General features: G+C 60.3%; 19 protein-coding genes. 9 read left to right on the forward strand and 10 right to left on the reverse strand.

Annotation, left to right across the window (positions count from 1 at the left end; genetic code table 11):
• Positions 1-39 precede the first annotated feature (39 nt).
• Positions 40-528, forward strand: a complete 489-nt coding sequence (locus ACTQV4_RS04730; protein WP_441569400.1) for an N-acetyltransferase — start codon at positions 40-42, stop codon at positions 526-528.
• A gap of 117 nt (positions 529-645) precedes the next feature.
• Here the strand turns inward: ACTQV4_RS04730 and mscL are convergent, their stop codons facing one another.
• Entirely contained in the window at positions 646-1,071 is a 426-nt protein-coding gene (mscL, locus tag ACTQV4_RS04735; RefSeq protein ID WP_441569401.1) for a large conductance mechanosensitive channel protein MscL, read from the reverse strand.
• A 245-nt stretch (positions 1,072-1,316) separates the two neighbouring features.
• Between mscL and ACTQV4_RS04740 the strand changes: the two genes are divergently transcribed.
• From ACTQV4_RS04740 to ACTQV4_RS04750, 3 genes are all read left to right on the forward strand, one after another.
• Positions 1,317-3,320 (forward strand): GTP-binding protein, encoded by a 2,004-nt coding sequence (locus tag ACTQV4_RS04740; protein WP_441569402.1) that lies wholly within the window; start codon positions 1,317-1,319, stop codon positions 3,318-3,320.
• A 93-nt stretch (positions 3,321-3,413) separates the two neighbouring features.
• Complete coding sequence (locus ACTQV4_RS04745; protein WP_441541046.1) at positions 3,414-4,532, forward strand: AAA family ATPase; 1,119 nt, start codon at positions 3,414-3,416, stop codon at positions 4,530-4,532.
• On the forward strand, positions 4,525-7,038 hold the full coding sequence (locus ACTQV4_RS04750; protein WP_441541048.1) for an excinuclease ABC subunit UvrA: 2,514 nt from the start codon (positions 4,525-4,527) through the stop codon (positions 7,036-7,038). Before ACTQV4_RS04745 ends, ACTQV4_RS04750 begins: the two co-directional genes overlap by 8 nt.
• 40 nt (positions 7,039-7,078) lie before the next feature.
• Here the strand turns inward: ACTQV4_RS04750 and ACTQV4_RS04755 are convergent, their stop codons facing one another.
• The 5 genes from ACTQV4_RS04755 to ACTQV4_RS04775 form a co-directional block, all read right to left on the reverse strand.
• Complete coding sequence (locus ACTQV4_RS04755; RefSeq protein ID WP_441541050.1) at positions 7,079-7,363, reverse strand: winged helix-turn-helix transcriptional regulator; 285 nt, start codon at positions 7,361-7,363, stop codon at positions 7,079-7,081.
• A gap of 261 nt (positions 7,364-7,624) precedes the next feature.
• Positions 7,625-8,224 (reverse strand): tRNA (cytidine(34)-2'-O)-methyltransferase, encoded by a 600-nt coding sequence (locus ACTQV4_RS04760; RefSeq protein ID WP_441068575.1) that lies wholly within the window; start codon positions 8,222-8,224, stop codon positions 7,625-7,627.
• Positions 8,225-8,317: 93 nt separating this feature from the next.
• On the reverse strand, positions 8,318-9,448 hold the full coding sequence (locus ACTQV4_RS04765; RefSeq protein ID WP_441569403.1) for a GTP-binding protein: 1,131 nt from the start codon (positions 9,446-9,448) through the stop codon (positions 8,318-8,320).
• An 86-nt stretch (positions 9,449-9,534) separates the two neighbouring features.
• Positions 9,535-9,876: an arsenate reductase family protein gene (locus tag ACTQV4_RS04770; protein ID WP_055252194.1), complete on the reverse strand. Its 342-nt coding sequence runs from the start codon at positions 9,874-9,876 to the stop codon at positions 9,535-9,537.
• 185 nt (positions 9,877-10,061) lie between these two features.
• Entirely contained in the window at positions 10,062-10,685 is a 624-nt protein-coding gene (locus ACTQV4_RS04775) for a flavodoxin family protein (RefSeq protein ID WP_427728306.1), read from the reverse strand.
• 258 nt (positions 10,686-10,943) lie between these two features.
• Between ACTQV4_RS04775 and ACTQV4_RS04780 the strand changes: the two genes are divergently transcribed.
• Positions 10,944-11,813, forward strand: coding sequence for a patatin-like phospholipase family protein (locus ACTQV4_RS04780; protein ID WP_441033706.1), 870 nt, complete (start codon positions 10,944-10,946; stop codon positions 11,811-11,813).
• 356 nt (positions 11,814-12,169) lie between these two features.
• On the opposite strand, the gene ACTQV4_RS04785 is transcribed toward ACTQV4_RS04780, so the two are convergent.
• From ACTQV4_RS04785 to thiM, 3 genes are read right to left on the reverse strand one after another with little or no spacing between them, the layout of a single operon-like run.
• Complete coding sequence (locus ACTQV4_RS04785) at positions 12,170-12,865, reverse strand: thiamine phosphate synthase (protein ID WP_441033709.1); 696 nt, start codon at positions 12,863-12,865, stop codon at positions 12,170-12,172.
• Positions 12,862-13,203 carry a thiamine-binding protein gene (locus tag ACTQV4_RS04790; protein WP_427719764.1) on the reverse strand — a complete coding sequence of 114 codons (342 nt, stop codon included), beginning with the start codon at positions 13,201-13,203 and terminating at the stop codon, positions 12,862-12,864. Before ACTQV4_RS04790 ends, ACTQV4_RS04785 begins: the two co-directional genes overlap by 4 nt.
• 3 nt (positions 13,204-13,206) lie before the next feature.
• Complete coding sequence (gene thiM, locus ACTQV4_RS04795; RefSeq protein ID WP_441033713.1) at positions 13,207-14,046, reverse strand: hydroxyethylthiazole kinase; 840 nt, start codon at positions 14,044-14,046, stop codon at positions 13,207-13,209.
• A gap of 323 nt (positions 14,047-14,369) precedes the next feature.
• On the opposite strand from thiM, the gene ACTQV4_RS04800 reads away from it, so the two are divergent.
• From ACTQV4_RS04800 to ACTQV4_RS04815, 4 genes are all read left to right on the forward strand, one after another.
• A complete protein-coding gene (locus ACTQV4_RS04800; protein WP_441033509.1) occupies positions 14,370-15,278 on the forward strand; it encodes an HAD-IIB family hydrolase in 909 nt (302 codons plus the stop codon).
• Positions 15,279-15,288: 10 nt separating this feature from the next.
• Positions 15,289-16,185 (forward strand): LysR family transcriptional regulator, encoded by an 897-nt coding sequence (locus ACTQV4_RS04805; protein WP_441033512.1) that lies wholly within the window; start codon positions 15,289-15,291, stop codon positions 16,183-16,185.
• 148 nt (positions 16,186-16,333) lie between these two features.
• On the forward strand, positions 16,334-17,467 hold the full coding sequence (locus ACTQV4_RS04810; protein WP_441033515.1) for a 5-methyltetrahydropteroyltriglutamate--homocysteine S-methyltransferase: 1,134 nt from the start codon (positions 16,334-16,336) through the stop codon (positions 17,465-17,467).
• 122 nt (positions 17,468-17,589) lie between these two features.
• A complete protein-coding gene (locus ACTQV4_RS04815) occupies positions 17,590-18,924 on the forward strand; it encodes a uracil-xanthine permease family protein (RefSeq protein ID WP_441033518.1) in 1,335 nt (444 codons plus the stop codon).
• A gap of 58 nt (positions 18,925-18,982) precedes the next feature.
• Here ACTQV4_RS04815 and ACTQV4_RS04820 read toward each other — a convergent pair whose 3' ends face one another.
• Positions 18,983-19,648, reverse strand: coding sequence for an alpha/beta hydrolase (locus ACTQV4_RS04820; RefSeq protein ID WP_441033521.1), 666 nt, complete (start codon positions 19,646-19,648; stop codon positions 18,983-18,985).
• Positions 19,649-19,694 lie beyond the last annotated feature (46 nt).

A 19,694-nucleotide genomic window follows, 5' to 3' on the forward strand; every position in this document is an offset into this window, starting at 1 on the left:
CAATCAAAGTGATACCAATAAACGTGAGGTCGCCGCGTGATGATCAGAAAAACCCTCGATACCGACATTCCCGCCGTCATGGCTATCTATGACGCGGCCCGTGCCTTTATGCGCGCGCATGGCAACGCCACGCAGTGGCCCGAGGGCACGCCTTCTGCCGAGCAGCTGGCTGCCGATATCGCCGCCGGTGGTAGCTATGTGTGCGAAGTCGACGGCCGCGTGGTGGCGACGTTTGCCTTTTTACCGGGCCCGGACGAGTGCTATGACGTAATTGAGGACGGGCAATGGCGTAGCGACACTCCGTACGCCGTGCTGCACCGTGTGGCGTCCGACGGCACCGTGCACGGTATCGCGGCTGCGATGTTCGCCTTTGCCAAAGAGCGTGCCGACCATCTGCGTATCGATACGCATCGGGACAACCTGCCCATGCAGGGCGCGAGTATTAAAGCGGGGTTTGAGCGTGCCGGCGTCGTGTATGTGTCGGACGGCACGCCGCGTGTTGCATTTGGCTGGCTGCGCGAGGCATAAGAGCGGGGGCGCGTATCTACGCTCCGTGTAAGCGAAAATGGCCCCGGGTGGGGCCATTTTGATCGCTGCGCTGTTTTGCAAGGTGGTAGATGCCGCTCGCTGTCGGCTCTAAGGCACCTACGCTCGGGGCAGCTCGCTTCCGCAGTGGCAACACTTGGTCGCGCCTTCGTGCACCTCTTCCAGGCAATACGGACAGACGGGCGCCGGTGCGGCTTCCTCGGCGGTGGCACCGGCGAGCCTGTCGCCGATTTCCTGCGCCTTGTTGAATGCCTTGACGATGGCAAAGACGATTGCCGCCACAATCAAAAAATTGATGCACGAGCCGATAAAGGCGCCAAAGTCGATATTAGTGCCCGGCACCACCAGCCCCGAGATCTCGGTAGCGCTACCGCCGGCAATCACGGAGATAAGCGGGTTGATGATGTTATCGGTAAGTGAGGTCACGATGGCGGTGAATGCGCCGCCGATAATCACGCCGACGGCCATGTCCATCATGTTGCCGCGATTGATGAATTCCTTGAACTCGTTGAGCAATGTCTTCATGGTGACTCCTCGCTGTTGTGGGGTTCGCGTTGTTGCCGCCCTGGATGAGCCCGGGCAGGCAAAAAGGGGAGGTGCCGGCTTTCGCAAGGCGCGAACCTACGAAAATCGCCGCACGGCAACGCGGGGCGATGAGCTCGGTCGGGGGATAGGGCCCGCTTCGCCCGCCGGCCTGTAAATTGTATCATCCAGTGTGGAACGAGAGCGCCCGTTGCCGCGTGCGACGGGCTTGCAATAAGAGGAGAGCCATGTCGAAGCAAGCGGTCGTTGGAATCTTGGCGCATGTCGATGCTGGCAAGACCACGCTGGCCGAGGCCATGCTGTTCGATGCGGGTCGCATTCGTAAGCGCGGCCGCGTGGACGATGGCGATTCGCATCTGGACACTAACGCGATCGAGCGCGAGCGCGGCATTACGATTTTCTCGTCGCAGGCCGTGCTCGACCACGGTGATACCCGCGTCATGCTCGTGGATGCACCGGGGCATGTCGATTTTTCTGCCGAGGCGGAGCGCACGCTGCGCGCACTCGACTACGCGATTTTAGTTGTGGGCGCCAACGACGGCGTGCAGGGGCACACCGAAACCCTGTGGCGCCTGCTTGCACGCTATGACATCCCGACGTTCATCTATATCAACAAAATCGATTTGGAGAATCCCGGCCGCGATGTTTTGCTGGCACAACTTGGGCGGCGTCTTTCCGAAGGCTGCCTGGATGCCAACGAACTGCTGGAGGGCGGCGCCGTTCAGGAGGACGCTGCAGCGTTGGACGAGGCGGCGCTCGAGGAGTTTCTTGAGGCAGGTGAGCTTTCCGTCGCAACGCTGTCGCGCATGGTTGCCGAGCGCAAGCTCTTTCCCTGCTTTGCCGGCTCGGCGCTCAAGGACCAGGGCGTGAGCGAGCTGCTGGATGGCATATGCGTGCTGATGCGCGAACAGATATGGCTTCCGGAGTTTGCCGCGCGCGTCTATCGTGTCAGCCGCGGGGATCGCGGCGAGCGCTTGGCATGGGTTAAAGTGACCGGCGGCACGCTGTGTGCAAAACAGATGATCAGCGGACGTTCCGGTGCCGCGGCATGGGAGCAGAAGGTCGATCAGGTGCGCATCTATAACGGCGAAAAGTATGAGCTTGCCCAAGAAGTTGCTGCTGGCGGTATTTGTGCCGTGACGGGTCTTGCGCACGTTCGCCCAGGGGACGCCTTGGGTGCGGAGCCCGTGTGTGATGCGCCCGTCATCGCTCCGGTCCTCACCTATACGGTGCTTCCGGGTGAACACGATGTCCATGCGGTGTTTAAAGCGCTGACTGAGTTGGCGGACGAAGACCCCATGCTCGGCGTAAGCTGGAATACTCATCTGGAGCAGATTCACCTGCAGTTGATGGGCGCCGTGCAACTCGAGGTCGTGCAGCGGGTGTTGGCCGATCGCTTTGGCCTTTCGATTTCGTTTGAGCCCGGCGGCATTCTCTATAAGGAGACCATTTCGCAGCCGGTCGAGGGCGTGGGCCACTTTGAGCCACTGCGCCACTATGCCGAGGTGCATCTGAGCCTGGAGCCGTTGCCAGCGGGTTCGGGCGTGCAGTTTGGCACCGTGACTTCGACCGACGAGCTCGATCTTAACTGGCAGCGTCTGGCGCTCACCAACGCCATGGAGCGCGATCACCTGGGCGTACTGACCGGCTCGCCCATCACCGATGTGCGCATTACGCTCACGGGCGGCCGCGCGCATGCCAAACACACCGAGGGCGGCGACTTTCGCCAGGCCACTTACCGCGCGATTCGCCAGGGGCTCATGCAGGCGCGTGAGGCCGGCGCGGCGGTGCTGTTGGAGCCGTGGTATCGCTTTGAGCTCGAGGTGCCGGGGGAGTGTGTGGGCAGGGCGTTGTCAGACGCCACGCGCATGGGTGCCGAGTACGAGCCGCCGACGATGGCGGGCGAACGGGCAAAGCTTGTGGGTCGCGTGCCGGCATCTGAGGTGCAGGATTATGCGCTGGAGGTGGCCACTTACACGAGCGGTCGCGGGCATCTGTACCTGGAGTTTGCCGGCTATGCGGCATGCCATGAAGCCGAGCGCGTCATCGAGACTGTCGCCTATGAGCCCGAGGCCGATCTACCCAACACGCCCGACTCGGTCTTTTGCTCTCACGGCGCTGGCTACACGGTCAAGTGGTACGACGTCCCCGAGGCAGCGCACGTAAAGGTCGATCCCGCCACCTTCCGCCCCTGGCGAGCGGCGGACGTCGAGTTTTTCGGCCATAGGTGATAGAGGGTCAGTCTCTTTGTCGCATCCTGTTGGTATAACTCGGTATAAGTTGGTATAACTGTTACCAGGGTTTGCCAATCCGAGGAGGCCGACATGAATCCAAATCCCTTTAAGCCCACGGCTGGCAAGCGGCCTCCGATACTCATCGGCCGCGAGTCGGTCATCGAAGATTTCGAGGAAGGGCTCGATAACGGCGCCGGAGCTCCGGGCAGGCTCATGCTCATTACGGGAAACCGCGGCTGTGGCAAAACAGTTCTCTTGCGGGAGCTGCAGCGTTTAGCTAGCAAGCGCGGATGGGCGGTTGTCTCCGATTCCGCCTCGCTTGGCCTATGCGACCGCTTGGCCGACGCGCTTCGCTCGAATAAACCCGTTGTGACGTCAATGGAGTTTGGTCCGTCGTTTGGCCGAATGTCGGTCGAGGCGGCGCGGGCAAAAGGCGAGACGTTGCGCGGGTTAGTCAACGAACGCCTCAGGAAACTCGGGCCGGGAAAGGGCTTACTGTTTGCGATTGACGAGGCCCAATCGGCATCTATCGAGGAGCTGGCGGCGCTGGCCGTTCTCTATCAGCAGGTGCTCGGAGACCAGGATGCTACGGGCTTGCCCGATAGCGACCAGCGCGGTCTTGCGCTGGTTTTTGCCGGCTTGCCCAGCATGGTCGATGACTTGCTCGAAGAGCCGAGCGTAACGTTTTTGCGCCGCGCCCAGCAGCGTACGCTGGGGGCGATTTCTTTGCCCAAAGTGCGCGATTCATATATCCAGACGGTCAAAGGCACTGGTCTTTGCGTTGATGCGGAGACGGCGGACCTTGCGGCGCGCAAGAGTATGGGGTATCCCTATATGGTTCAGCTGGTGGGATATTACATGTGGAGGTCTGCTGTCCGGCGTGACTCGCGGGTCATTGAAGTGTGCGATGTCGAGGCTGGCTACGCCGATGCCATCTCCGAGTTCTATGAAGCAGTCGACGCCCCTTTGTATTACGGGTTGCGCAGTCCGCAGCGCCTCTTTATCGAGGCCATGGCGGCTGATGGGGGCAAGCCGACGCGCATGGCTGACATCATTGAGCGCTGCGACCGCACCCAAAGCTGGGCGAGTAAATATCGCGCAAGCCTGATTCGCGAGCGCGTCATCGAGGCTGCCGGATACGGCCTCGTCCGGTTTACCGTGCCCATGCTGGGCGAATACATTCGCGACCGCGTTTTATGGCATGAGTAGGGTGATAAAGGTGACGGAACAGAAGATGAGCCCGCAGGCTATAGAGGTACGTGGCGCGCGTGTGCACAACCTCAAGGACATCGATATCGATATTCCGCTGGGAAAGCTCGTGGGTATTGCTGGCGTATCGGGTTCGGGCAAGAGTTCGCTGGCACTGGGCGTTCTTTATGCCGAGGGCTCGCGTCGCTACCTGGAGGCGCTTAGCACCTATACCCGCCGCCGTCTGACGCAGGCCGAACATGCCCAAGTGGACGAGGTGCTGCACGTACCGGCGGCGCTCGCATTGCATCAGCGCCCCAGCGTGCCGGGTGTGCGCTCGACCTTTGGTACCATGACCGAGCTCAACAATAGCCTGCGTCTGCTCTTTAGCCGTTGCGCCCATCACGTGTGTCCGCACTGCGGGGCGCGCGTGGAGCCGAGCCTTAACGTGGCCGCGGGCCTGTCGCTCACGTGCCCCGAGTGCGGCCGTGAGTTCTACGCGCCGGGTGCCGAGGACCTTGCCTTTAACAGCGGCGGCGCGTGTCCCACCTGCGGCGGCACCGGTGTCATGCGCGAGGTGGACGAGGCGAGCCTGGTGCCCGACGAGTCCAAGACCATCAACGAAGGCGCGGTGCTTCCCTGGGGCACGCTCATGTGGGATCTGATGAAGCAGGTGGCAGGCGAGATGGGTGTGCGCACCGACGTGCCGTTTAACCAGCTCACGCCTCAAGAGCGCGACATCGTGTTTCACGGTCCGGCGGTTAAGAAGCACATTCTCTACGTTCCCAAAAACGGCGAGGGCGCCACGCCGCTCGACTTTACCTATTACAACGCCGTCTATACCGTCGAGAATGCGCTCGCCAAGGTTAAGGACGACAAGGGCTTAAAACGCGTGGCGCGCTTTTTGCGCGAGGGGCCATGTCGTGACTGTGGCGGCACGCGCCTCTCCGAGGCTGCGCGCCAGCCCCAGGTGCGCGGTATCAATCTGGCGCAGGCCGCGGCCATGACGCTTGGTGATTCGGTTGAGTGGGTGCACGGGGTGCCCGCATCCTTGCCGCCCGAGATGCGGCCCATGGCGATGGATATCTGCGATTCGTTTTTGAGCGCGGCCCGTCGCCTGGTCGATCTGGGTCTCGACTACCTTTCGCTCGATCGCGCCGGCGCCACGCTCTCCACGGGCGAGCGTCAGCGCGTGCAGCTCGCCCGCGTGGTGCGCAACCGATCGACGGGCGTGCTCTATGTGTTGGACGAGCCTTCGATTGGCTTGCATCCTGCCAATGTTGATGGTCTGGTAGGCGTGATGCGCGATCTGGTTGATGACGGCAACACCGTGGTTGTTGTCGACCACGATACACGTGTGCTGGTGGAAGCCGACTATCTGGTCGAGATGGGCCCCGTTGCCGGAGCAGGCGGCGGTAATGTGATTGCCGCTGGCACGGTGGACGAGGTCGAACAATCGCAGGGCAGCCGCATCGCCCCGTTTTTGCGCGCAGACCCCAAGCGTATGCGTCCGCAGGTGACTGACGAGGAAATGTTCGATCAGGGCCACATCCGCATGGCAACCGATGCCATCCATACCGTCAAACCGCTCGAAGTCGATATACCGCGCGGTCGCCTTGTCGCGGTGACGGGCGTTTCGGGTTCGGGTAAGACGACGTTGGTGCTCGAGACACTCATCCCGGCGCTTAAGGCCCAGGCAGCTGGCGAGCGCCTGCCAAGCCATGTGCGCTGGGTCGACGCCGAGGGCATCGCACGCGCAAACCTGGTTGACGCTACACCTATCGGCGCCAACGTGCGCTCGACGGTAGCGACCTATGCCGACATCCATGATGAGCTGCGTCGCGCTTTCGCCCGTACGCCCGAGGCCAAGGCAGCCGGCTACAAGGCGGGTGCCTTTAGCTACAACACTGGCGCCTTGCGCTGCCCTACATGCGATGGCACGGGCTCGATATCGCTCGACGTGCAATTTTTGCCCGACGTCGAGATCGTCTGCCCAGCATGTCGAGGCTCGCGTTACGCCGAGGCCGCCTCGCATATCCATCGCGAGGGCAAGGACGGGAGCAAGCTTGCGTTGCCGCAGCTCATGGACATGAGTGTGGACGAGGCCATCGACGCCACGGTGGGGCTCAAGAAGGTTCAGGCGCACTTGCTGACCTTGCACGACCTGGGCTTGGGCTATCTTACACTCGGTGAGCCCACGCCGGCGCTTTCGGGCGGCGAGGCGCAGCGTTTAAAGCTTGCGAGCGAGATGGGCCGCGTGCAGGACGATGCCGTATTCGTATTCGACGAGCCCACGATCGGCCTGCATCCGCTCGATGTTCAGGTGCTGCTGAACGTGTTTGACGGCCTCGTCGCCAAGGGCGCCACGGTTATCGTGATCGAGCACGATCTCGACCTTATCCGCAATGCCGATTATGTGATCGACATGGGGCCGGGCGGTGGCGATGCGGGCGGGCAAGTCGTCTGCGCCGGCACGCCGGCGGATATCGCTGCTTGCTCCAAGAGCATTACTGGCCGCTACCTATAGACAATGAGGCAAAGGGACAGTCCCTTTGCCTCATTGATGCCTATTTCACGCATTGAGCGGCGAGATAGTCGCGGAAGAATGGCAATTCAAAAGCGACGATTCCGCGCCCGCGTTCTCCAATGATGCCGGCATCTATCATGCGGCGTCGGTAGCGGGAGACCTGCTGCGGCGAACGCTTAAGGCGCTCGACAAGGTCAGCGGTGGTGGATTCTTCCTCGTCATCGAGCATGGCGATGAGGAATCGCTTGTCCTCTGCCGTGAGTTCCCGATAGGTTGCCGCGAGGATTCGGTCGTCCATCTCGTCGTGTGCGATTTTGATTCCCATGTCAAAGTCGCGTGACGAGATTTCCTTCGAATCGCTTGTGAGATTCCAGGCACGGCAGCCTACGAGTTGCAATAGGAAGGGAAAACCAGAGATCGAGCGAACGGCTCTATCGATTCCCTCAGCATCCTTTCACACCGCCGTTTAACTTCATTTTACTTTAGTTAATTCTGATTAAAAGTAAGGGCTCTTTATCAAGAGCGTCAATTAGGCGTGTGTGCCATCGGCGTGGCGCTTGAATGTGACAAAGGGGCAGTTCCTTTGTCACATTCCCGGAAAGCCTGTCTGGCGCAGGGCTTCGTAGAGGACGATGGCGGCGCTGTTGGAGAGGTTGAGTGCGCTGATGCGGTAGTCGTCCGGATTGACGAAGTTGCCGCAGATATCCTGCCGAAGGATGGCCTCATGGCCGTCCTCGGTATGTCCGAGCGATTCCTCGTGGGCTTCCCAGGCCTCGGCGTTGTCGAGTGAGTCACAATCGCGCAGCATGGGGATGCGCTCGCAGCGCTCGGGCGCTGCGGCGAGCAGCCCTTCGGGAATCCCCGAGCTTTCGCTGCCAAAGACCAAATAGTCGCCGTCACGGTAAGTGCTTTGCGCATAGGTTCGGCGTGCCTTTTTGGTCAGCAGATGCAAGCGGTCGTCGGCGGGGGAAAGGTCATTGCGCGCAAGGAAATCCTCCCAGCTGGCATAGGTCGTCACGTCCAAGTTTTGCCAGTAGCCCAGGCCGGCGCGACGCACCGTTTTGTCGTCGAGCGAAAAGCCCAGTGGCTCCACCAGATGCAGGCGGGCGCCGGTGACCACGCAGGTACGGCCGATATTACCCGTATTGGCCGGAATCTCGGGCGCATACAGCACGATATTGAACATGAATCTCCTTGGCATAGAACGAAAAACCACCACGAAGGGTACCTTCGTGGTGGTTTGATGGTTACGTGGGCGGAAAACGCCCACTTGGATAACCTAAGCGCGGTGCCAGTCGGTCAGGCAGGCATCAAGGGCGGCGATGAGCGCATCCTTGTCCATGTGACGGCCGATGATGCACAGGCTCGTCATGCGGTCGCCCGTCTCGTCGTCCCAAATCTGCATGATCTCGGGGTTCTCGTCGATGATCTTCTGCTTCTCGCCCTCGGGCGCCGAGTCAACGAACAAGCCGTTCTCCATCAGGCGCATCTGGCGGCCGGCCTGCTCGAACATGTAGCACATGTCCGGATCGCCGGTCTGCCACAGCGGACCCTTGACGCGAATGACCTCGTCGGGCCACTCCTGCTCAACAAAATCGGTGAACTTCTGCAGGTCAAACGGCTTACGGCGCGAGTACACAAAGGTCTCGATGTCGTACTCGAGCACCTCGGGGTCGTCGTGCTCCTCGGGATGCTCCATGGCCTCGATCCAGGCGGCGGAGTTGTAGGCGCGTATAAAGTCGAAGCGATCGGTATCGAGCAGCTCCTCCATGGGGACCTCGCCGTTTTGAGCCTCGACAATCACGGCGTCCTTCTGCAGGCTGCGCACGATGGCCTTGAGCTCGGCGATCTGCTCAGGGCTCACGGTATCGGTCTTGTTGAGGATCAGCGTGGAGCAAAACTCTATCTGCTGGATGAGCAGGCTCTCGATGTCGTCCTCGTCGATATCCTCGGCCAGCAGGTCGCGACCGCCGTTGAACTCGTCGTACATGCGGGCGCAGTCGACCACGGCAACGATGTTGTCGAGCGCGAGCTTGGGTTCGCCGCCCACTTTGGCCTCGTCGCAGAAGCTCGAGATGGTGTAGGCGATGGGGATAGGCTCGCAAATACCGGAGGCCTCGATGATGATGTAGTCGAAATTGCCCGAATCGGCAATGCCCTGCAGCTGGTTGGCCAGGTCGTCCGAAAGCGTGCAGCAGATGCAGCCGTTGGTGAGCGGGATGAGGTCGTCGGTCTCGGAAAGGCCACCGTCGGCGATAAGGCTGGCGTCGACGTTGATCTCGCCGATATCGTTGACGATCACGGCGGCGCGGATGCCGCCGTCGTTGGCGAGGATATGGTTGAGCAGCGTGGTCTTGCCGGCACCGAGGTATCCGGTAAGCATGATGATCTTCACGGGCTTGTTGGGCATGTGCCCTCCTTTGTTAGATATGGCTTACAGCTGAATCTTATGCCAAACGCCTGCTCTTATACCCACGCGCCGGCAAATAACACAGGCTACTCCCAGGCTCCCCATACATCGGGGCAATAACCGACGGTGGCCTTTTTGCCGTTGCGCACGATGGGCTCGGCCAGTACCTGCTGATTCTCGAGCAGCTTATCAAAGCGCTGGCTGGGAGTGAGGTGCTGGATAAGTGCGAGTGTCTCCTCGTCCTTGGCTTTGGGGTTGAGCAGCTTGTCGATGCCGCCGACCGCCTGCATCACGCTCGTGAGCTCGCCTTTGCTCATCTCCTTTTCCTTAAGGTCAATAAACTGCACCTTAATGCGGCGCTCCTTAAAATAGCGCTGGGCCTTCTTGGTATCGAAGGACTTTTTGGTGCCGAAGATTTGCACGTTCATGTATCTGTTCCGCCGTTCTAACGAACGGCGGTCACCTCGACGCTGCAAAGCCATCTGATGGGCAATCTGCCTTTCAATCGTCGGGCGCGGGCAACAGCCCAGCGCCCTCCTCTTTCAAGGCACCTTGCCTCATCAGCTGGCTTTTCGCTGACATTGATAGAACATCGAGGTGACCACCGCTGGACTTATCGAATGAAGTTGGTACGCTCGCGATCGGCTTCGGGCGCGCTGATGCCGGCGGCCTGTCCTGCTTCGATACATTGCAGGAGCCAGGCCATGTTCTTGCCGATGTTGCGCATGGTGGCAAGGCCCTCGGCATCCCCATCGGCGTCGCCGGGCACGCGACCAAAGACGTTGTTCCAGTACGTGGAGGCGACCACGGGCATCTGGTTGATGGTGAAGTACTTGTTGAGCACATCGAAGGTGGTCGACGTGCCACCGCGACGGGCGACAGCGACCGCGGCGCCGGGTTTGTGCGCAAAGGCGTGCCCGCCCGCATAGAAGGCGCGGTCGAGGGCCGAAAGGATGCGTCCGCTGGGGTGCGCATAGTAGACGGGTGAGCCAAAGACAAAGCCGTCTGCCTGCTCAGCGGCAGCGATGAGCTCGTTCACCACGTCGTCGTCAAAGGTGCAGCGACCCCCAAGCTTGCCACACTGGCCGCAACCGATACAATCACGAATGGGCTTGGCGCCCAGCTGAAACACCTCGGTATCAATGCCTTCGGCATTGAGCTGCTCGGCGACTTCGGCGAGTGCGCGGGCGGTATTGCCGTTTGCCTTGGGACTGCCATTGACCAAAAGAACCTTCATCACAAACTCCCTCTGCTGTCGGTGACTTCTGCTGAGAATTATCTCACGTTGCGTGCGATGACGTTGGCATGGTGCGGGCGATGTTTATCCCGCAACGTTCTTAAGGGCGTTCATGCCTAAGGCCATCTAGGGGCATTACGGTACGGCATGGGGAATGCATTGGGAAACGTTCGATAAATGCTTATAAACACGTTTTTGACGGCATACGTTGACAGATATACTTGTTGAGTTCAAAAGCATGGGAACGGAGATGGTTGCATGGCACAGCCGGAGACATCACACACAGTGGGGCTTGCGCTCGAGGGAGGCGGCTACCGCGGTATGTATACGGCGGGCGTGCTCGACGTTTGGATGGAGCACGGTTTGACCTGCGATCATATGGTGGGTGTCTCGGCGGGCGCGGCGTTTGGCTACAACTTTAAATCGCGCCAGATCGGCCGCGCCATTCGCTACAACAAAGCCTATTGTGCCGACAAGCGCTATGCGAGCGTGACAAGCTGGTTGCGAACCGGTGACATGTTCAATGCCGATTTTGCCTATCATGAGGTGCCGCTTGAGCGCGATCCTATCGACTTAGAGGCGTATCGCGCCTGCCCCATGCGATTTACGTGCGTGTGTACCGATATCGAGACGGGCAAGGCCGTCTATCACGATCTGCCGTATGGCGACGAGCGCGATATCGAGTGGATTCGGGCATCGTCGGCGATTCCCGTGGCGACCAAGCCCGTCTGGATTGATGGACATCGATATCTGGATGGCGGTGTGGCCGATTCTATTCCCAGCGCATGGCTGTTTGCGCAGGGGTATGACCGTAACATCGTGGTGCTGACGCAGCCGGCGGGCTTTGTGAAACAACCCAATAGCTTGATGCCTATGCTGCGCCGCGTGTTTCGCCGCTATCCAGAGTTTGTCGCGGCGCTTGAGCACCGGCACGAGGTTTATAACGCCACGCTCGATGACCTGACGCGTCGCGAGGCCGGCGACGAGGTTTTTGTGGTGCGTCCGAGCGAATCGGTGAAGGTGCCATCGCTGTGTCGTGAGCCAGAGGAGCTCGAACGTATCTACCAGGTCGGTCGGCGTGATGCGGAGGCCACGTTGCCCGCACTAGAGGTGTATCTGGCAGGGTAGAGCCACGGTCGCTGACTCGGCGGAAAGTGCATCTCAGAATGAGCCTTCGAAATGGGGCATAGTTTCCCATGGAGACCGCTCGGGAAAGCGTGCCCCACTTTTCGGCCGTAGTTTGGGACACAGTTTCCCGTTGGGCGGATTTCGGAAAGCATGTCCCAGAATTTGCGCCCAGAACGGGATACAGTTTCCCAGACGGCGGATTCCGGAAAGTGCATCCCGGAATCTACGTCTAGACTGGGACACAGTTTCCCGCTGACTCTCTATATGGAAAACGCATCCCAGAATGGAGGTCCAAACTGGGATGCGCTTTGCGCTATTGAAGATATGAGGCTGCGAATCAGCTGCTCGGCCTATGCCTATGCCTGTTGCCAGGCATCGACAAGCTCCGTGGCTGCGACACGGGGGTCGTCAGCGCTGCAGACGGCGCTCACCACAAAGAAGCCGTCGACGCCGGTGGCCTTGAGCTGCGGCAGATCGGCTTTTTTGACGCCGCCGCCGACCACGATGGGAACGGGGCTTGCCTCATGGAGCGCGGCCAGGTCCTCAAAGCTCTTGGTGATGATGGAGCCATCTGCCGCGCGTCCACAGTCGCGCTTGGTCTCGGTCTCGTGGAGCGGGCCGATGCCCAGGTAGTCGACTAGGCTCATGTCGGCGGTCTTGACGTACTCGAGCATTTCCTCGCAACGGGCCGAAAGGCCCACGATGGCATCGGGGCCCAGAAGCTTGCGGCAGACCTCGACGGGAATATCGCTCTGGCCCACATGCACGCCGTCGACGGCGATACCCTGTTCGCGTGCGGCGAGTACGCAGTCCAGACGGTCGTCGATAAGCAGGGCGACCTTGCCGGTCTTGCCGGCGCGAGCGATAGCCTGCGCGGCGTCGCCCGTCAGCGCGATGATCTCGCGGGCACTTGCCACCTTGGAGCGCACCTGGATGCAGGTAAAGCCGGCATCGAGCGCCTGCGCTACCACATCGCCCACGGGACGTCCCAGCGTGTTTTCGGGGCCGAGTACCAGATAGGCCGAGATATCAAGGTTGTCGCGGATGCTCATCGTGCTTCCTCCTGCTTTTTGATCTGCGCTTCCATGCGCTCGAGTTTGCCGGTCATGGTGTCGGTAAAACCGGGTCGAATATCGGCTTTGAGAACGACTTCGGTGCGGATGCCCTTGCTTGCCAACACAAAGGTTGCGTCGCGTACGACCTGCATGACCTCGTCCCAGTCGCCCTCGATCTCGGTGAACATCGAGGTGGTGCGGTTGGGAAGGCCGCTCTCGCGAATGACGCGCACGACCTCGGCGACCTCGGCGGACAGCTCGTCGCCTGTGCCGCACGGGGCGATGGCTACGGCGACGAGTGTGTTCATGTCGGCAGCGGTTGCGGGTTCGGACATGACTTATGCCTCCTCGAGCTCGAGGTGGTTATTCGCAATATCCTGAGCGGTCGCGCGGTAGAGTTCGTCGATAAAGGCGACCTTAAAGCTTGCCGGGGCATCAGCGACAGCGGCGGCACGCGTGCCGGCAACGTTGTAGACAGCGGTACCGCAGATGGCTGCCGTAAACGGATCGGCGGCGCAAGCGTACACGGCCAGGACGCCGCCCTGCGAGCAGCCACAGCCGGTAATCTTGGACATGAGCGGGCTGCCGCCGTGGGACTTGGCCACGGTCGTGCCGTCGGTAATCAGGTCGACTTCGCCCGAGACCACTACGGCGCCGCCGGTGTAGCGGGCGAGTGCCACGGCAGCGCCGCGGGCGGCGTCGACCGTATCGGTGGTATCGACACCGCGCACGCGGCTCAGGTCAGCCGCCTCGCCTTCAAGACCCCACAGGCCGGCGAGCGCGATGATCTCGGAGGCGTTGCCGCGCACGATGGCGGGCTTGTACTGCTTGAGCTCGTTTACCAGCTGGGTGCGCAGGCTACCGATGCCCAGGCCCACCGGATCGAGCACCCAAGGTTTGCCGGCGTCGTGTGCCGCTTTGGCCGCACGGGGAATCGTCTGCTCGTAGATGGGGAAGAGCGTGCCCATGTTGAGATAGATGGAGCCGCCGCCTGCAACGAGCGCCTCGCCCTCGTCGGGCAGATAGACCATGGCGGCCGAACCGCCTACGGCGAGCTGCGCGTTGGCGACAAAGTCGATCGTCACCGTGTTGGTGATGGAGCCGGCCATCGGGTTGGTGGCGCGAATCTCCTCCACGGCCTTGACCACATTTTGTTTAAGCTGTTTCGAATCAATCACTGCACATGCCTCCTTGGCATAGAAAAGGGGCGCTGTGCATAGACAGCGCCCCTGTAAAGGCGGCATGCTCCCTACGCCAGCATTAACTGACAGGTTCAAAGGATTGAGCCCCATGCCCTCTCAGCCTTGTGGTTTGCACCGCCGGCACTCCCGCATCGAATCTGTTGTTCCCTATACTAGCGCACCTGCCAAAAAGGGACAGGTTTATTTTGGCAGGTGGCAACTGGGTCGTTGCATTTTCCCAGATAAAACCTGCCAAAATAAACCTGTCCCTTTTTGGCAGGTCGCTACAATGGATACGGTGAAAATGACTGGGGGACTCTATGATCAAACTTGTGCTGACCGATATGGACGATACGCTGATTCCAGCCGGGCATGACGGCGCCAGCGACTACGCCATCGAGGGCATTCATGCCATGCAGGCGGCGGGCCTGCACTTTGGCCCGGTTTCGGGCCGTCAGCCGTCCGCGATGGGCTGGATGTTTCGTAATCGCTCCGAGTGCTTCTCGACCGGTGCGTTCTGCAACGGCCAGGTCATGTTTGTCGACGGCGAGGTGGTAGCCTCGCATGCGACCGACAACACCGCCCTTATTCGCTTGGCTGACTACTTGGAGCAAGAGACCGACGATACCTATCTGAAGGTCTACAGCCTGGGTGATGACTTTTGGGACAATGACGCCTATTGCGTGACGAGCGATCCTGGGCGCGTGCGTCGCGCTATGGAGTCGGGCGGCAACGCGTGGCTCAAAGGCGAAGAGGCCCCGTGCCGTCCCGTTGTCGGTGACGCGCCGGTGTTCAAGGCGAATATCTGGAGTGCCCGTTCGCGTGAGGGGCTCGCGGAGCTACGCGAGCGCGTTGCCGCCGAGGTGCCGGAACTTTCGCTCGTGTTTCCCAACAACCGAGTGCGCCTGTTTGACATCCTTCCGGCTGGTTGGGACAAGGGCTGTGCCACGCTGGAGCTGGCGCGTGCTTTGGGCCTGACGCCCGACGAGGTGGCGGTGTTCGGCGATTCCGATAACGATCTGCCCATGATTAATGCCGTTTCCAACTCCGTTGCAGTCGCCAATGCCAATGAGGCCGTCACGGCTGCCGCGCGTTGGCATATCGGCGCTGCGGCAGACGATGCGGTTGCCGGGGCTCTGCATCAGATTGCCGCCTGCGCCGCGACGGGGGCGATGCCGTTGTTTATGCGCCAGATGGACGCGACGGGTCATGGCGTCACGAACGTCTAGGGAGAAAGTCATGAAGCTTCAGCAGCTCAGGTATGTTGTTAAGGTTGCCGAATGCGGCAGCATTACCGAGGCCTCGCGCCGGCTCTTTGTGTCGCAGCCTTCGATTACCGCGTCGATTCGCGATCTCGAAAACGAGATGGGTGTGCACATCTTTGAGCGCACCAACAAGGGCGTCATTGTGTCCGAGGAAGGCGAGACATTCTTGGGCTACGCGCGCCAGGTACTCGATCAGGCCGACCTGCTCGAGGGCAAGTACAAGGGCGCATCCGAGCAAGTGCCGCACTTTAGTGTGAGCTGTCAGCATTATTCCTTTGCCGTTAATGCGTTTGTCGACGTGATCCGTGAGTTCGATGCCGCGCGCTACGACTTTACCCTGCGCGAGGAACAGACTCACGAGATCATCGAAGATGTCGCGCACATGAAGAGTGAACTGGGCATTCTGTACTTATCCGAACATAACCGCGAGGTTATCGAGCGCATGCTGGTGGCCAACGAGCTCGTATTCGAAGGACTCTTCTGCGCCACGCCGCACGTCTTTGTATGCGCCGACCATCCACTGGCGGACCACGCCAGCGTGACGCTCGAGGACTTGGAAGACTATCCGTTCCTATCCTATGAACAGGGCAGCTACAACTCGTTTTACTATTCCGAGGAACTGACCTCGACGTTTGAGCGCCGCAAGAATATCCGCGTGCGCGACCGTGCGACCTTGTTCAACCTAGCCATGGGTCTCAACGGCTACACGGTGTGTTCGGGCGTGATTAGCCACGAGCTTAATGGCCCCGGTATTATCTCGATTCCGCTCGATGTGGATGAATACATGGAGATTGGCATTATCACGCGCAAGAATACGACGCTCACGCGCTATGGACAGGCTTATGTCGAGGCCATCCGGAGGCATATCTAACCGGTAGCGTTTGATGTTGCTGTCTTGGGCTGTCGAAATGGCTATAGGAAAACTATATGGCAAACATATATAAACGCATATTTTACGATAACCAGGAGTGCGCTCATACTCTTTCTCGCCAAAGCATTCCATGCAAAAGGAGATTCCTATGAGCAATTCCACCCAGCTCAAAGCGCCGTTTCGCGCCGATATCGTCGGCAGTTTTCTTCGTCCGCAGGCCGTAAAGGACGCCCGCGCTGCCTATGCGGCAGGCGCGCTTGATGCCGAGGGACTTAAGGCAGTCGAGGACGAGGCCATTCGCGATTTGGTGGCAAAGCAAAAGGCCGCCGGCCTACAGGTCATCACCGATGGCGAGTTCCGCCGCAGCTACTGGCACCTCGATTTTATGTGGGGTCTCAACGGCATCGAGCGCCGCACCTCGCGTACGGGCTATATGTTCCACGATGAGGAGACTACCGCCGACACCGCCGTGGTGACCGGACCTATTAGCGGCGAGAACCATCCGTTCGTCGAGCACTTCAAGTTTGTCAAGGCGCTTGAGGGCAAGGGCCAGGTCGCGCGGCAAACCATTCCGGCGCCGATCCAGACGTTCTCCGAAGTCACGCTCGACCGCTGCGATGGCCAGCAGGAGAGCCTGCACGCCGTCTACAAGACCGACGAAGAGCTCGCCGATGCCATCGCCGCGGCATACCGCACCGTGATTGCCGATCTGTATGCCGCGGGTTGCCGCAACATCCAATTTGATGACTGCACCTGGGGCATCTATTGCGATACTGACTTTGTGTCCAAGACCGGCATGAGCCCGGTTGACCTGCAAAAGGTGAGCGAGCTGGGCGTGGCGCTCAACAATGCCGCCATCGCGGGCAAGCCTGACGACTTGGTGATCAATACGCATGTATGCCGTGGCAACTACCACTCTACTTATGCCTTTGAGGGCGGCTATGATCCCATCGCCCCGTACCTGTTTGCGCATGAGGACGTCGACGCGTTCTATCTGGAGTTCGACACTCCGCGTGCCGGTGGCTTTGAGCCGCTCAGGTATGTTGCGCCCGGTAAGAAGGTCGTGTTGGGCCTGGTGACCACCAAGGCAGCCGAGCTCGAGGACGAGGACGCGACCGTCGAGCGTATTCATGAGGCAGCAAAGTACGTGCCGCTTGAGAATCTGTATCTGTCTCCGCAGTGTGGCTTTGCCAGCTGCGAGATTGGCAACAAGCTGACCGAAGGTGAGCAGTGGGCAAAGATCGCGCTGGTCAAGCGTATTGCCGAGCGTGTTTGGAAATAGCGGTACCGCTTGCAAGCGACGGCGCGTGCGAGACATGGCGTATCGCGTACAATGGTTCGGACCGTATCGTTCGGGCAGGTTATCCGCTATTCCCGAGCGCCCTTCCATTCGAAAGGACATCCATGTCCCAGTCCTCGACGCCCGCCGTCACCGATGCCATCTACGACGCTTCGTCGCTCGGCCGCCCGCGCATGTTCCTGCTCGGTCTGCAGCACCTGTTTGCCATGTTTGGTGCCACGGTGCTGGTGCCCGTGCTCACCGGCCTTTCGGTATCGGCAACGCTTTTGTTTGCCGGCTTGGGCACGCTGCTATTCCACTTCCTGTCACGCGGTAAGGTCCCCGCATTTTTGGGCTCATCGTTTGCCTTTATTGCCGGTTATGCCGCAATCGCGCCCAACGGCGAGGCCGAGCTATTGCCCTACGCTTGTCTGGGCGTTGCCTGCGCTGGTTTGCTCTACCCGGTGCTTGCGGCGCTCTTCCGCGCGTTTGGCGCCAAGCGCGTCATGCGCTTCTTCCCGCCGGTGGTGACTGGCCCCATTGTCATTTCGGTCGGTCTGATCCTGGCGAGTTCCGCTATTGCCAACTGCCAGACTAACTGGCTCGTTGCCGTGGTTGCCGTCGCCGTAATCGTCATCTGCAATATTTGGGGTCGCGGCATGGTCAAGATCGTGCCGATTTTACTGGGCGTCGTGGTGAGCTATTCCGTTGCGGCTGCGCTGGGCGAGGTCGATTTCTCCGGCGTCGCAGCCGCTCCCTGGCTTGGCTTGCCCGTCGTGTGGGACAACACGGTGTTTGCACTCTTTGGGCCGCAGTTCGATAGCGGCCTTGCCACGACGGCCATCATCACCATCATGCCGCTGGCCTTTGCAACCATGATTGAGCATATCGGCGATATATCCGCTATTGGCTCCACCTGCGAGCGCAACTACATCGCCGATCCCGGCCTGCATCGCACGCTGCTCGGTGATGGTCTCGCCACGATTCTGGCTTCGCTCTTTGGCGCTCCGGCCAACACCACGTATGGCGAGAACACCGGCGTGCTCGCCCTGACGCGCGTGTTTGACCCGCGCGTGATTCGCATTGCCGCGTGCTGCGCCATCGTGCTTTCGTTCTGCCCCAAGTTCGCTGCCGTGATCGCCGCCATGCCGGCATGCGTTATCGGCGGCGTGTCGCTCGTGCTCTATGGCATGATCAGCGCCGTGGGCGTCCGTAACCTCATCGAGAACCAGGTCGATTTCCAGAACAACCGCAACGTGCTGGTGGCCGCTCTGGTGCTCGTGCTTTCACTCGGCATTGCCTACAGCGCCGCCGGTGCCATCGTGCTGAAGCTGTTCGGCGTGACGATTTCGCTTTCGGGCCTTGCCGTGGGCTCGCTGGTGGGCATCGTGCTCAACGCGATTCTGCCTGGCAACGACTTTGAGTTCGCCGTTTCTGAACTCGAGGAGACTGTCGAGTAGTAGTTGTGTTCAGCTAAATCAAAAAAATGGCGCCCGTGCGTACGCGTGGGCGCCATTTTTAATGCGTCAGTATCCAGTGTATGCCGCAGGCCATGCGCAGACCGGTTTGGGCAAAGTGGTTACCGGGGTTGAGCTCGAAGGTCGCGGGGATGCCTCGGTCGCCGAGTAGTTTTTCCATTGCGCGCGTGTCGTCGAGTACGTGCCGCATCATGCGGTTGGGCGTCTTGGTCTCCTTTTTGCCGAGTGATAGATAGACGGCGTTGGGCGCGGCTGGCATCGTGTGCCCGTGTGCGTAATCGAGAAATCCGGGAAACCATAGGGACCCCGATGCGCTTGCGGCGCGGTCAAAGGCATCGGTCTGCCAGAGGGACCAAAGCGAAAAGAGGCCCGCCAATGAGTAACCGGCAATGCCGCGCCAGGTAGGCGGGCAGGGAAGTGATGGCTCGACCTCTGGGATTATCCGATTCAGCAGTTCATCGAGAAACTCGAACGCCTGTCCACCAAAGGGCTCGGCATCGCGCACGGTTCCGTCGCATTCCCAAGGGCTCAGCTCGCGATTCCAATCGAGCCCGCCAATGGCGACCAGGGTGAATGGCGGGCAATCAAGCTCAAGACAACGGCTATAGACCTCGGTGCCGTCACCCATGACCGCGGGAAGGTAAATGACGGGCGCGCTTTCGACATGCTTTGAATGAATGGTTATCTGCTTTTGACGCGCTTCCATGACAAGCTTCTCTCTGCATTTCGACATCTACAAATACGATTGTCGC

Origin of the sequence: Collinsella sp. LCP19S3_B11, assembly GCF_052121915.1 — a bacterium.
GTDB lineage: Bacteria > Actinomycetota > Coriobacteriia > Coriobacteriales > Coriobacteriaceae > Collinsella.